This window comes from Legionella parisiensis (genome assembly GCF_001467945.1).
GTDB lineage: Bacteria > Pseudomonadota > Gammaproteobacteria > Legionellales > Legionellaceae > Legionella > Legionella parisiensis.
In genome coordinates, this window is the sequence record NZ_LNYQ01000013.1 from 2,140,730 (window position 1) to 2,154,771 (window position 14,042).

Below are 14,042 nucleotides of genomic sequence, written 5' to 3' on the forward strand. Positions count from 1 at the left end.
TATACAAAGGATGGATAAATGGCATGAAGCTTATCAGGCATATTGTTTTTATAGCCCTCTTGTTCAACAGTCTCTTCGCCTACTGCGATAAACTTGTTGTAGGTGTTTTAAACTTCGCCCCCCCTTTTTCATCAGCGGATACGGACAATCACTTTTTCGGTTTCAGTATCGACCTGGTTAATGAAATATGTAAACGCATTAATGCAACTTGTACCTTTAAAGGAACAGATTTAAACTCACAGTTCAAAGATTTAAATGATGGTGTTATAGACATTACTACATTACCAAGCCCTATTGTCTCGACTGAATCAGAAGACTATGTATTCAGCCTGCCCTATATAACCAGTAAAGGACAATTTGTCGCATTAAAAGGTTCGGATATCAATTCAATAGAGGATATTAAAGACAAAAAAATTGGTGCACTTCAAGTCACTTCGTTCCAATATAATATTCTCCCTAATTATACGTCCAAAGAAAATATTAAAACATATTCTCAAGTTACCTCATTAATACAAGCTGTAATCAATCATGATGTTGATGCCGCTTTAATGAATGAAAATGTAGCCAAATATCTATTACTCAACAAAACCATAGATGGTTTTCAACTTGTTGGAAAACCTATTATAACAGGAAATGGATATGGAATAATTGCGCTTAAAAAGAACGCTCCTATAATAGATAAAATTAATAAAGCTTTGCTGCAAATAGAAGCTGATGGAACATATTTAACTCTTTATAATAAATATTTTGGGAAATAGTTTAGTGAAAAATATAGCTTGTAAACCAATTCTAGTGACTATTTGATTGTCAGAGTAATAATAAACTCACTTCTTTTTCCTTTGACACTTTTAATCGAAATTGTTCCATGATGTTCTTGAACAATACTGTATGAAATGGACAAACCCAAGCCAGTCCCTTTGCCAACGAGTTTAGTAGTAAAAAAGGTTCAAAATCCTTGCTATTGTTTCCTTAGCTACCAAAACTGCCACGTTTTTAGGAAATCACGCTTCATGCTTTTTTCCAAGTACTCTATAAAGCTTGATTTTTCCTTCTTTCCCTTTGATTTCTTGGGGCCCTAAATCTTCTACCAGCATTTCATTAGCAATAGGTTTATAATATAAACTACAATTGCCTGGAGTTATTTATTAATTAGTCTTTTAAGATATAAATCCATCCAATCTTTAAATCGTTGCAAGCGGTCTATTTGAAAATCTGGTCTATCAAGCGTATGGTATTGCTCGGGATAAATGATCAATTGTGTAGGTATATTCAGTGATTTTAAGGCCTGATATAACTGTTCAGAACCAATGCATGGCATGTTAAAATCCAAACTGGCACACATAAATAAAGTAGGCGTATTAATCTTATTCGCCTTCATTAATGGGTAACTAAGCTTCAGGTAAATTTCAGTGTTTAACCAAGGTTTTCCCAACTCAGTCTCATAATCTAAAATATATTGATCCTCACCATAGTTTCCCAAAATGCTACCTGTTCCAGCTCCACTAATCGCAGCCTTAAAACGTTGTGTGCTTGCAATAATGTAATTAGTCAGCATACCACCATAACTCCAACCTCCTACAGCCAATTGATTGGGATCAACAATACCTTTCTTGATTACATAATCCACAGAGGCAAGGGCATCTTTGACATCAAGGTTTCCCCAGTCCGCGTTAATGGCATTGGAAAACTCATATCCTTTTCCAGAGCTTCCTCGCGGGTTAGGAGCAATAATGGTATATCCCTCTGCTGCGAGCCACTGCCAATCAAAATTAAACTCATGACTGGATTGATAAACAGGCCCTCCATGTAAATTTAAAAATGCTGGATATTGCTTTCCAAGTTTATAATGTGCAGGTTTGAGTAATAATCCTTCAATTAAAGTTCCATCAAAACTTTTAAATTCAATGTCTTCTAAGGGACGAAAAATCACTTCATCTAAAAGTTTTTGATTATGGTGTGTCAATGGCCTTAAGGTATTTTCTACTGCAAATAATTCTGGTGGGTGTTGATCATCAGAGGAAACAACTACTATTCGTTCCTGACCTATTGAAAATTCACTATCAACTCGTTCACCTTTAGTTAATGGTCTGACCATACCGCTAGCGACATCAACTTCACTAAGATGGGTATTTCTGCTCGTCTCAATCAGTGCATATATTTTTTTACCATCTTCAGACCATTTAGGTTTCGTAAACCAGCGATCTATAGGGGCAATAATCTGCTCCTTATGATTGGTCAAGCCAACAACCGCTAATTGAGTGGGAGCATAGATAGGTGACTTATTATTAAAGCTTAGATAAGCTATTTGTGCGTTATTATGGCTCCATGCGGGAGTAGACTCCCAATCCGGATCCATTGCACCTCCTGGAAAACGGGTCAATTGGATCGGCTTACTTCCAGGTTTGTTACTTATCGCATACACATCAGAATTGTAATTTCTATCAGGATCAACCCCTCTTTTAGAAATAAATGCAATGTAATCTCCATTAGGGGACCAGGCTGGAGCCCATTCGTCATAGGGCCCCGGAGTCAATAACTCAATTTGTTTGTTTTGGAGCACTATGCGATAAAGATGCGTTCTTTTTTCGCCAAGATACCCCTCTGTATCCTTTTTAAAAAAATATCTTGTGATGACTATGGGTTTATTTTTGGAATCCTTATCATTTGCTTCACTGGCGATAAAAGCGATATTTTGGGAATCGGGGGACCAGGCAAAATCACTAACATCATACATACTATTAGTTAATTTAATAATTTGTCCGCTTTTTCTGTTTAATAAGTGAAGACTTATCGCCTCATCATTGTCCAATAAAAAAGCAATCCATTGACCATTAGGACTCCATTTGGGTAAAAAACTGCTATTTTTCTTATCATTCGTAAGTTGCTTTGATATGTTACCATCGTAGGAGACTACCCATAGATTACTTACTGCATCTATTTTGCTAATATTTTCTTCTACTGTATAAACTACCCAGTTTCCATCTCGCGATATATCAGGCTCACTGACAGTCTTAATTCGCATAAAATCGCTTAAGAGCGGCAGTCTTTGAGAAGACCACCCATTCAAGCAAAAAAAGGAAAAGAACAACACTGGAATAAACTGAAAACAGGAACAATTTTTTTTCAAAATAATTTCCCTTTAAGAAAATTGGAGCCTTTTCTATTACTTAACTCAGCAGAGGTACTTTAAAATTAGAAGTAGCCCCAAAGTTCATATAATCATTTTATATATTTTAGTCCAAATTCTATTTTATAAAAATGCTCCTTTAGTACTGGTTATAACGCGAATAAAAGTATCTTTTACACTAAAAAGCTAGAATGAATCCCAGCAGGGAGCAACATGTTGTTTATTTTTTTATCACTTGATTTAAATCTAAGCTAAAATTAACACACGAATCATTAAAAAGGAGTTTTTTATGATTAAGATACTCAATATGTTCTTAATAGGATTATTCATGAGTATAAATTCGATAGCTTTGGCACATAATGGCTATCATCATGGACATTATAAGCATAAGTACTATAAGCATCATCACTGGTACTATAATGGTCATCCCATTAAATACCACCACCATAAATATAAATATAAGCACAAATATCCATATAAGTATTATAAATATCATAAATATCCCCATCACCATGGATATTATTATACATGGTGATGCATTCAAGAAATTTATTGGGACTTTTAAAACATAATAACGTTAGGGGCTGGAAACAGCCCCTACTTTGCGAAATATTTTAAACACAAAGAACAACATTCCTTATTTTCTCGCCACTCCTAATACAATCAAAGATTTTATTGACCAGATAGAGCAATATATGAGATAACGGCAATGGTATAAAAAGAACAATAATGCAAAATATGGATCATTGCTGGTGAATTTATACCAAAATTTCAGGATCCGTTTCGTAAATATCTGCATGAGACCAAATATAAGGGAGTTACATATGAGAGCACTAAGAGAATTACGTCACAGCGCTAAGCCCCGCCATTTTTCAAAAATCAAGGACGTTCATCTCTCCCACAAACCTAGCTTATTATGGGGTACTCTTTCTGGCGATCGTTGGCGGCATAAAAGCATGGGGCTCACATTAGAACATATTACAGACCCAGAAATGTTTGATACATTGCAATCGCACGCATTTAATAATTTAAAGTCGTGGAAAAAAGAAAAAGTAGATCCCCCAAAAAAAGTAGAAGTGGTTCAGCAGGATTTTGGCGTCACCGCGTTGGAATTGACTAAAAAACATGGAAAAGTATATCCTGTTCTTAATATGGCTAATTCTTTATTTCCTGGAGGGGCTGCTCTTGAAGGAGGAAGTGCTCAGGAAGAAAATATGTGGCATCGCTCATCTTGTGCCCGCTCATTACTGTCAAAAGGCATTTATTATGATGAGGAACGAAAATGTTTTCTTTATGATGACCATACCAGGAGACTCTTGAGTGGTCAGGTAAAAATGAGTCCTGATGAATTACACTCATTAAGTGTACGACGTGGAATAAAAATTCCTGAAGCCTATAAAGTGTTTATGGATGAGCACCCGCAGATTTTCTTTAGAGGACCGGAAATTTTAGTTCCAACGTATTCGGATGAGTTCACATCAAAAATACAATTTATTGCCGACAATGTATTGAGCTATCCCTTGCTCTCAAAAGAAAAAATATTTCCTTTTTATGAAATCAGAGCCTCTGCCCCTGAGCTTGTTGGTAAAGAAATTGACCTGGAAAATAAAGATTTTGCAGGTCAATATACCGGTGACTTAAGACACCGTATAAGTGCTCTGCTGGATACATTAATACTTAAAGGACAAACTGATGCGATACTGGGAGCCTGGGGATGTGGAAGTTTTAAAAATAAGCCAGAGATCGTTGCGGAAATATTCCGTGAAGAAATTGAAAAACGAGCCAAACACTTTCAACATATTGTATTTCCAATAATAGATACACAACAGGAAACAAATTACCCTGTATTTAAAAAATACTTAGATGGATTAAAACTCGGTAATTTAGCAGGGAAATCACGTTTCAATACTAAAGCGCTCACCTTGCTTAATCCATATAGTCTCTATGCTCTTGGAGATAAGAAACCAGAAACAACATCAAAAGATGAACCCAAAATTCCGACTTGTGGCCCCTTATAATTTTACAGAGCAGTACTCCGCTGATTCAAAAGCTGAGTAATGCTTTAATTCCCCAGTTAGCTCATTCATTTATAAAAGGGTGGGCTATCTGTCTAAAAAATACCGCACAGCCGTCTTAAAGAACCATTCTTCTTGTAAGCTGCTCAAAACAAATACTTAAAAAACTCTTTTTCTATTCAACAAAATAAAATTTATTTGATATGATCCATTTTCAATCACCAAGGCCATTAATTGAATTTGGTGTCGATTAATTGTCTTTTGTATGGAGGTATTGGTGTGCGAACAAAAGTAACACAAATAAGCAGACCACTTTTTAATAATAAAGTATTGGCCTCTTTAACGGAGGCAACCCATAAATTTTTTTGGGATAAGCTGGATGTGAAATATGCTTCGCTCTCATCCAGAGAAATAAATTTGGGAGCTGAGCAATTACATCAGAGCCTCCCCTCATCAAGCGACTTACTTTTTAGAGGGACGGAAGGAACTAAAGAGGTTTATGAGGCAATGACTACTGATTATCTCGGTTTTTCTTCAGTACAAAGAAAAAAAACAGCAAATCATGATCTCGTCAGCTATCTGGTAGACAATGACAGTAAATATTTTTTTTCTACTTCCCCCTGCAAATACACTGCAAAGCCTTATGCTGGAGGGATATCCATCATTCCATGTCGAGGGTTTATCTGGGTAACAGGACTACCTAAAGTGTATACAATTCCTCAAAAGCATTTATTTTTAAATGAAGAAATGTTTGATAATTACACAAAAATGATAATTAAGAAATTGGAAGAAGGAGAAAAATATTATCCTATAAAGGAGACTACAGCCCAGAATAATGAAGTAACTGTTATTGTTGGCGCTAGAAAAGATGATAATTGGGCATTCAAAGTTTCTGAAGATGTCATGAAAATAATTCAAGTAAGGAGTCCAGGTCGCGTACTAGGAAAATTTACACCTTCGAATGAAAGTGTGCATGTTGATGATATAGAAAATCCTTGTTTCAAAAAAAGAGTATGGTCTCTTGAAGTAGTGCTTTCCGATGGGATACTTATGAAAGACTTTGACAGAATGAACGAGAGAGCCAGGGCATTAGGCTTAATAGGAAAAGATGAACGTTTGTTAACTATTCATGATGCGGAAAGGATAGTAGATTCCGAAGAATTAGACCAGTTAAATACCTACTACAGAACTCCGTACACCCATAGGATTTTGAAAGTTCATAAAGATATTCCCTTGGGCTTTAAAGACCCTCTTATTCAATGTATCGTAGCTCAAATTAGAGGTACAAATACCTTAGAGGAAATTGCACGAAAAAGCTTATCTCATAGCTTATAAGTCCATTATTCTGTTACAGGCTCTTCTTGAATCAAATTTAACGAAGAGCCACACAGGAACTTATGACCTTTTTAACATATAGCCAAACAAGCAATACGTTTACTGATAATTTTTTACTTTGTGATGAGAAGTCGGATGGCCTGACACTACTCCGACTCCAGTATCAACTACCTTACCCACTCCCTGCCCTACAGCTGCACCAGTATCGGCAACATAACCTACACCTTTACCTACCACGTTAGCACCATATTTTACACCGGCACCTACAGTTTGGTTGCTGTATTGACTAGCTTCATTCATTGTATTACAACCAACCAAACTTAATGACATGATTAATGCTGAAGATGCAATTATCACTTTCATTATGTCTCTCCTTAAATCACATACAAATGACCATAATATATACATATAGCTCATTAATTGCTCTTTTACAGGTTTTTTTGAGAAAATATTTATAATCTTGTAGCAATAAAATAGGGATTAAGGTAGTAAAATTTTGATTTTTGCCTGATTCTTAAACAAGAAAGAGTTTATACATGCCAAATGAAATCTCAAATATTTGATCTGAGCGTTGGGAAAAAACATAAGTAAGTAGTGCAGCGCTTTAATATATAGCCCAGAAAATCGATGAGGACATTGTTCAACTGAATGCACTACTTCTATTCTAATGCCTTTTGCTTAGAACTCTTCTTGATATGGGGCAGGATTATTTTCTTGGAAATTTCTAAAATTTTCGTCCGCTTCATTTTTCTTTTCAATATTAAAGCAATCTTTTTTCTCCGCTGGATCCTGTATGCTTTTACAATCATTATTTACATATAAGTTTGAATTGACGGGATCAACAGCAAATGCATTCAGTGGAAGTAATGCTATAATAAAAACTAATTTTTTCATCATTGACTCATTATTTATTTTAGTAATAGGGCTATCATACCTAATTCAAGCAATAAAATACACGCCAAAAGGAATATAAAACATCTTACAAAAAAACACCTGATCCCCAACTTTTATATAGTAAAAACAATTCGCTCAAGTGAGTCAATCTTATGAAATAGGAATGTATTTTTATTAATCCGCCTTTGTAGTTCTGAATTTAGCATTTATAGTTAAGTCGCAAAAATGAAAGATGTAAATTTAAAAAATCGAGACTTTTTCATCATATTTAAATTGGGTATCGATTTATTAACCAATCCAATGAGTCTAATCGAAACGTCAATTGCTATAAGGAACTTCAGTAGGCACTAGCTTTTTAGGAAGTACAATAACTCAATCGGGTCATCGTTTTGTACGCGATACTTTTTTTCAGGAGTATAAAAGATGAAGATTCTAAAGAAAATGAACCAGAAACTATAGCTCAGCTACCTTAGTTCATTAATAACTTGCTTGCTTTTGCAAGCAAGTTATTAATGAAGCACCTATTTAAATGGAAAAAGGAATAAATACCCTATCCAGGGTTTCACGATACTCTTTTAATGTTTTCTGTTGAGACTGATTAAACATTAATTGCTCTCCTGCAGTAACTACTGCATAAGGTAAAGGCTTAACTGCTGCAGCATAAAAGGAAACTGAATTTTTATCACCTAATAAACTACCTTGCAGTGGCCCCATAGTATCAAATACCTGCTGCATTTGAGTTTCCAATTGCTCTGCTTGAGCTATTCCTTTAGTCGCAAAATGATAGACTCCATACGCACCTCCCAGTACGAGCGGTAAACCAATAATTAGAGGTATAATAGAGGCGATAGAAGCTAAAACCAGGACAAATCCTGTAGTAACCGCCAATAGGGATAATGCGGTATTGCTACCATCATCAGCTACAGATAGTAATTGACGATTAAAAGTGGAAACTTGTTGAATAAAATCAATTAATCCTTTTTTTTTCTTTTCAAAACTGATGTATTCATAAATATCTTGATTGTGGCTTTGCTGGCCATGTATCGACATTAGATGAGAGAGCATTTGATCAATAATATAAGCAAGGTCAGTGATTTTCCCCCTACGAATATATGCCATCACAATATTATGCAGAGTTTTCGACCAGTGAGGTTGTGAATTAATAAATTCACGCGCGTACGAATCGAGTTGTTGAGTGAATCCGATAGGTATTTCTCCAATGTCCAAATGATTTTTTCTCCAAAACATCGAACCCGTAGCATATTTAGGTAAACCGTCAGCGAAAGTTTTATTTCGAGCAGTCAACGTATTTAACAAGCTCACATACATATAAAACTTACCAAAGTGATCAGTTTTTTGCTTTTCAATTTGTTGACATAATAGAGCTAATTGATGTGAAGGCATTATTATTGTTCTCACGCTGCAAAAATTGGCAACTATATCATAAGAAAATGAGAAAGATAAATTATTAATTAGTTAATTTTCAATCAATCAAATCGAAAAATTTGTTAAATAATTAGTTAAGTATTAAAACCTCTAATTAACTTTCATACCCCGAACATTCCTCTGTACAAATGTTGACCTCATGACCCGTGTCGACTTGAAAACTTCGTCATTTAGTAGTCATTTTGAGTTTTATTTTGTCTTTTTGGAACGAATTTAAATAATATAGCAATCCTTTATTATGCATGATAATACCTGGTTTAACTGACATTTAAAATCCAATCTGCTTTTTTTTGACTCATTTGGGTTATACTATTATTAACCATAATGAAACGAAAAACGTATCATGTCTAACGAACCCTTTGATAAAAACGTAAGTCGACCTCTGAGTATTTTACTTTTGGGAGACACGGGATCTGGTAAAACACGACTTCGTATGGCACTCGAAGGTAAAAAATACTCTCCAGGGTATTACCCTTCTAATGCTATGGAGTTTTCAAGATTCAAATCTGAACTGGATTTTGAAATTACTGTTCTTCCGGGAGGCGAGCGATTTAGATACGAGATGGGACCTAACAAAAGTTTTATACAAGGCATACTATCTGGATCCTTAAAAAGATCAGATATCAATATTCTCTGTATCGATCCATCTGATAGGGAATCATTTAAGCGGGCTGCATATTATGCTCAAGAGATCCGTAAGATTGATCAGCAAGCCCCGATTATTATTGCATTTACTCAATTAGATAAACAATTACCGTGGAAAATATCTGATCAAGAAATTCAGAACTTCAAAAAACATTTTGGGATTACAGCTTATACTATTGGAACTAGTGCACTTCAAGGGGAAGAAGGTATTAAAGAATTGCGCGCAGTCACCCATGCGCTAAAAAGACAAATTAGTGGTGAAAAAGCCGAATTGGAAACAACACTATCTATAAATGATCTTAAACTGAATACAGAAAATTTTTACCAACTGGCTATAAACGGTTTAGCAGAACTAGAGAATCACAATAAGAAATACCTTAAGGAGAATAATTTAGATTCTAATCAACTCCCCCCCAAGCTACAAGAACCGCTTAATGCCGTAAAAGAATTAGTAGAGCAATTGGAAAAGGCAAGAGACATTTCGAAAAATGGTCAAGTTTCAGAAACTGCTATATTAAATGCATATAAACAAGCAGCTGATCATTTTGTTCATAAGGTAAGTAAGGACGTATTAAAAGTAAATCCCCCGCAGAATATCCTGAATGTTCTACTGCGGATACTTCGCGCGCCGTTTATTGGATTTCATATGTATAATAATACGGAGCTCAAAGAATTACTCCGTGTTGATCAACAATCTAATCTTAAAGAAGAACTACAAAGAATGAAAGGTCAAGAACTTGACGAACCTAAACTCGACCGCTCTATTGATTAAGCACACGTAGATTGAGAAACAGTGGAGATATTTCATGATGGAGATATCTTGCCCAGATCCAGATATGCCGGGATGACAGAGTTACTTGCGAATTGAGTAAAATGAAGCACTGAATACTCTTAGCTTGACAGCCAGAACCTCCACCCAAAATTACTACTTTTCACCTAATTATTTTTATCATATAGATTAGCTATTGGGTATTACCCAATAGCTAAGTTACAATAAAATTTAAAAAACTCACGAAATGAAAATAATTCTAAAACGAATAATCTGTTTATATTGCTGCTTTTTTTTAAATCTTTATGCTGCTACTTTCCCACAAAAATCAATCAGTTACTCCATAGGGCTGGGCACCCCAATAACTACCTCAACCGCCGATACTCTGGATAAAGACGAAATAGGCATTAGCCACCGCGCAGAATACTACCCCAATACCCTACTTTCTGATCAGGCGCTGCTAGAACATCCTTCAGCCGAAAACCAAAAGTTCGCACTAACTAATTACCTTAGCGTATATTATGGACTTAGAAACAATATAACCATTGGAGCAAGCCTTCCGTATGTACTTAACTCTTCCTTCACTGCTGCAAGCTTTGATGAAGAAACACAAGTTGGTCACATAACTCTTTTAGGAAACAGTTATGGATTAAGCGACACGAATTTCTTTTCTCTGTGGCGATTGGTTGACGAGACCAAGCATCCTGTTTCATTAGCATTGATCTCTGGAGTTAATGCCCCCACAGGTAAAACCACAACAAGAGATAACAACGGCATTCTATTTTCCGCATCAGATCAGCCTGGAAGTGGTGCTTGGACTCCATTTGCAGGAATTATTATTTCCAAACAATTTAAGAGGTTTTCATTAAGTTCGAATTTAATTTATACCCAAAGCACCCAAGGAACGCAGGAAACAACGCTAGGATCCGTACTTGATTATAATTTTGCGGCCGTTTTAGAACTAAATGAACAGAGTAAATTTCACATTGATGGCATCATAGAGTTTAATGGTGAGTATATTGCAAAGGATGATATTGCCGGTGTTACAGATCAGAATAGCGGCGGACATAGTATTTTTTTATTACCCGGGTTAAGAGTCAATATGCACATCATTTCCTGTTATTTTGGGGTGAATATTCCACTAAAACAAAGCTACTATGGCACACAAGTGAAAAGCAAATATGGCCTCACAGGAGGCATTGATATCAACATCTAAAAAACCTACTTACAAAGAGCTGGGTATCAATGAATAAAAGGCTGTAAGAGTCAATACCCATATGAGCCTATAATAGCAAACAAAACATAAATACACGCTAAAAAATAAAAAATTTATTTTCGAAAATATAATGAGTACGCAAGTTATTGGAAAATAATATATCCTTTAAAAATTAGTTTTCTCTTTTAAAGCAAAACATAATGAAAAGGTTTGATGTTCTATATTCGGTGAGGCATATAATTGCTTTTTTGTGCACCCTACTCGGTTTTTTTATTATTAAGCATGTTACGTTGTTGTTACATATAGAGCCCTATCAAGCGCTGGGTACTGTAAAACTAGTTCACATATTATGGAATTCAAACAGCGTGTTTTTACAGTTAATTGTGATATTTAATTTTTTTATTAAACCCCTGTTTATTTATTTCTTTGTGATTTTTTTGTTTTATTATTTTAAGAATGAATAAAGAAGTTATTTTCGACCATCCCTAACTACTTTTGCTCCGGTGTAAACCCTTGAAACAGCGTTTTCTTAGCCATTGGATTAGGAATTAACTAGTATTCTGCGATTTTTAGCTTGGAGATTTGCGAAAACTCACTGCCATACGATTCCAACTATTAATCGTGATAATAGCCATAGTAAGATCAATGACTTCCTTTTCATTGAAGCATGTGAGGAGTTCATTATACAGTTCATCAGGAGCATGGGTCTCTGATAATAAAGTAACCGCTTCAGTCCAAGCCAAAGCTGCTCGTTCACGAGGAGTAAAAAAAGGAGTTTCTCTCCATACGACTACAGCATGGAGACGGCGATCTGACTCACCTTCTTTTTTTGCGTCCGCAGTATGCATGTCAACGCAATAAGAACAGCCATTAATTTGTGACGCACGCAGCTTAACCAGCTCAAGAAGAGATTTTTCCAAGCCACTGCTATTCACATACTTTTCCAGACCAAATATTGCCTGAATTGCACCAGGAAATTTATTAAAATCAATTCGTGTATTGTTCATTATACTGCTCCCTGCTATGAAAACTTCAGATTTATTTAGTGAATATTATGAATATAAGCTTTTCCATACATTTTGCCCGCGCTGAAGTCAATCGCAGTACAAGGCTCCTTACCAATTACCCATGCATCATGCCCAAACGGAATAACAGAAATAACGCCGGTGCCCATTTCTTTTTTGTTCGCCAATATCCATTGCGATTCGCGCACAGATAATGTAATTAACATGAGATGCTTCACAACTTTTGGTTCCAACTTTTAGCTTGAGACATTCAGATCCTTTCCTGGCTGAAAAGTGACACGCATAACTGTATCCTCTTCAAAATTCCTAACTTCAATTTTTGTTTTGGGTAATTTATGCAGTTCATCAGGAGTATCTAAACTCTTTAATTTCATATGAGTCATTTATAACTCCCTTTATGGAACATTAATAGTCCATTAGCTCTAATATAGCACATATATTTATCATTAATGCGCGAATGAGCTCTTCACCTAGCCTAGTCACCAAGGCTTTTAATTTTTTACTCATCAGCAATAATTATGAGTTGATCGTGTATAATTTTCTCCTACCGCTAGCATTACGACTTCAGCGAATCAAGTCTATACTTGTTATGAAAATGTTAGATTGATGAAAGATTATGAGAAAATTCCATTTAGCAGCAGATGCCTCGCCAACACATGCTAATTTAGCACGCTTTTTGAAAGCCGATGGATGGAAGCCAAGCAGGTTTTCTACTCTGGCGTCGGTCAATGAAGCCTGGCTTCAGTTTCCACCAGTTGTTGGCGAAACCTTGGAATACAAACATCTGCTGGCCGCGTTTCTACAAGCAAATAAACTCGAATATTTGATGCCTGAAACTTTTTTTATCGATGATCAGATTTGGCCTTCTGTATTAGCTAAAATTGATAATTCACAATTTGCTAACACGCCTTGGATCTTAAAACCCTCCATGTTAAATAACGGCCAACATATTCATATATTTCATGATTTAAACGATCTTGAGGCACATTTTCTCTCGCATCAACGTATGGGAGGCCCCCAGGTTCTACAACGTTATATTGCCAGGCCGTTACTAATCCAGGGACCAGTATCAGGTCATAAATTTTCCATTAGGCAATTATTGGTTATATCTACTCATGCAGGAGCAGCACTCTTTCCCAACGGCTATTTAAATATTGCCTTAAAACCTTATCAAGAAAACAATTTCAGCGAAATGGAGTCTCATCTTACCAACGAACATCTAAGTGATGAGCGATTTAATGTCGTTCAACGCTTAAGTGATGAGATGGCAATTTTCCAACCCTATAAATCAAGCATTATTTCTATTTGTCAGCTCATAATAAAGACCTTGAAAGATCAATTTGCAACGATTTGGCAAGATAGCCAGCCTCGGATTGCCTGTTTTGGTTTTGATTTTATGATTGAAGAAAATTGTAAGCTTTGGTTACTGGAAGTGAATCATGGTCCCTGTTTTCCCGTTGATGATTTACATCCTCTATTTAATGCTTTGTATCGCCCTTTTTGGCAACAGTTGATAAAACAGTTTATTGACAGGGCACCCTCAGATTTCATTACATTGGATTAGGGTAAT

Annotated in this window: 14 protein-coding genes; 6 read left to right on the forward strand and 8 right to left on the reverse strand. The window is 35.7% G+C overall.

All coding sequences use genetic code 11. From position 1 onward, the window contains the following. Positions 1-23 precede the first annotated feature (23 nt). The gene (locus Lpar_RS15535) at positions 24-758 is read left to right on the forward strand and encodes a transporter substrate-binding domain-containing protein (protein WP_058518781.1); all 735 of its coding nucleotides are present in this window, start codon (positions 24-26) and stop codon (positions 756-758) included. A gap of 38 nt (positions 759-796) precedes the next feature. On the opposite strand, the gene Lpar_RS19620 is transcribed toward Lpar_RS15535, so the two are convergent. Further along, positions 797-907: a hypothetical protein gene (locus tag Lpar_RS19620; protein WP_172465763.1), complete on the reverse strand. Its 111-nt coding sequence runs from the start codon at positions 905-907 to the stop codon at positions 797-799. Between the two features lie 231 nt (positions 908-1,138). After that, on the reverse strand, positions 1,139-3,022 hold the full coding sequence (locus Lpar_RS15540) for a S9 family peptidase (protein WP_115341225.1): 1,884 nt from the start codon (positions 3,020-3,022) through the stop codon (positions 1,139-1,141). Positions 3,023-3,951: 929 nt separating this feature from the next. Between Lpar_RS15540 and Lpar_RS15545 the strand changes: the two genes are divergently transcribed. Both Lpar_RS15545 and Lpar_RS15550 read left to right on the forward strand, forming a co-directional pair. Then, positions 3,952-5,145, forward strand: coding sequence for a poly(ADP-ribose) glycohydrolase domain-containing protein (locus tag Lpar_RS15545; protein ID WP_058518782.1), 1,194 nt, complete (start codon positions 3,952-3,954; stop codon positions 5,143-5,145). A 276-nt stretch (positions 5,146-5,421) separates the two neighbouring features. Continuing rightward, the gene (locus Lpar_RS15550; RefSeq protein ID WP_237759428.1) at positions 5,422-6,477 is read left to right on the forward strand and encodes a hypothetical protein; all 1,056 of its coding nucleotides are present in this window, start codon (positions 5,422-5,424) and stop codon (positions 6,475-6,477) included. A 99-nt stretch (positions 6,478-6,576) separates the two neighbouring features. On the opposite strand, the gene Lpar_RS15555 is transcribed toward Lpar_RS15550, so the two are convergent. The 3 genes from Lpar_RS15555 to Lpar_RS15565 all read right to left on the reverse strand — a co-directional run bounded on the left by Lpar_RS15555 (position 6,577) and on the right by Lpar_RS15565 (position 8,775). After that, positions 6,577-6,840 (reverse strand): hypothetical protein, encoded by a 264-nt coding sequence (locus Lpar_RS15555; RefSeq protein ID WP_082650405.1) that lies wholly within the window; start codon positions 6,838-6,840, stop codon positions 6,577-6,579. A gap of 315 nt (positions 6,841-7,155) precedes the next feature. Next, positions 7,156-7,374 carry a hypothetical protein gene (locus Lpar_RS15560; protein ID WP_237759429.1) on the reverse strand — a complete coding sequence of 73 codons (219 nt, stop codon included), beginning with the start codon at positions 7,372-7,374 and terminating at the stop codon, positions 7,156-7,158. 522 nt (positions 7,375-7,896) lie between these two features. Then, a complete protein-coding gene (locus Lpar_RS15565; protein WP_058518784.1) occupies positions 7,897-8,775 on the reverse strand; it encodes a hypothetical protein in 879 nt (292 codons plus the stop codon). Positions 8,776-9,160: 385 nt separating this feature from the next. On the opposite strand from Lpar_RS15565, the gene Lpar_RS15570 reads away from it, so the two are divergent. After that, a complete protein-coding gene (locus Lpar_RS15570) occupies positions 9,161-10,234 on the forward strand; it encodes a P-loop NTPase family protein (RefSeq protein ID WP_058518785.1) in 1,074 nt (357 codons plus the stop codon). A gap of 244 nt (positions 10,235-10,478) precedes the next feature. Beyond that, a complete protein-coding gene (locus Lpar_RS15575) occupies positions 10,479-11,447 on the forward strand; it encodes a hypothetical protein (RefSeq protein WP_058518786.1) in 969 nt (322 codons plus the stop codon). 569 nt (positions 11,448-12,016) lie between these two features. Here Lpar_RS15575 and Lpar_RS15580 read toward each other — a convergent pair. Genes Lpar_RS15580 through Lpar_RS18940 form a run of 3 tightly spaced genes read right to left on the reverse strand, consistent with a single transcriptional unit; the run spans position 12,017 to position 12,855 of the window. Continuing rightward, positions 12,017-12,454: a carboxymuconolactone decarboxylase family protein gene (locus Lpar_RS15580; RefSeq protein ID WP_058518787.1), complete on the reverse strand. Its 438-nt coding sequence runs from the start codon at positions 12,452-12,454 to the stop codon at positions 12,017-12,019. Between the two features lie 35 nt (positions 12,455-12,489). Then, the gene (locus Lpar_RS18635) at positions 12,490-12,678 is read right to left on the reverse strand and encodes a cupin domain-containing protein (RefSeq protein ID WP_058518788.1); all 189 of its coding nucleotides are present in this window, start codon (positions 12,676-12,678) and stop codon (positions 12,490-12,492) included. A 30-nt stretch (positions 12,679-12,708) separates the two neighbouring features. Beyond that, positions 12,709-12,855, reverse strand: a complete 147-nt coding sequence (locus Lpar_RS18940) for a cupin domain-containing protein (RefSeq protein WP_156416216.1) — start codon at positions 12,853-12,855, stop codon at positions 12,709-12,711. Positions 12,856-13,088: 233 nt separating this feature from the next. On the opposite strand from Lpar_RS18940, the gene Lpar_RS15590 reads away from it, so the two are divergent. Continuing rightward, the gene (locus Lpar_RS15590; protein WP_058518789.1) at positions 13,089-14,036 is read left to right on the forward strand and encodes an ATP-grasp domain-containing protein; all 948 of its coding nucleotides are present in this window, start codon (positions 13,089-13,091) and stop codon (positions 14,034-14,036) included. Positions 14,037-14,042 lie beyond the last annotated feature (6 nt).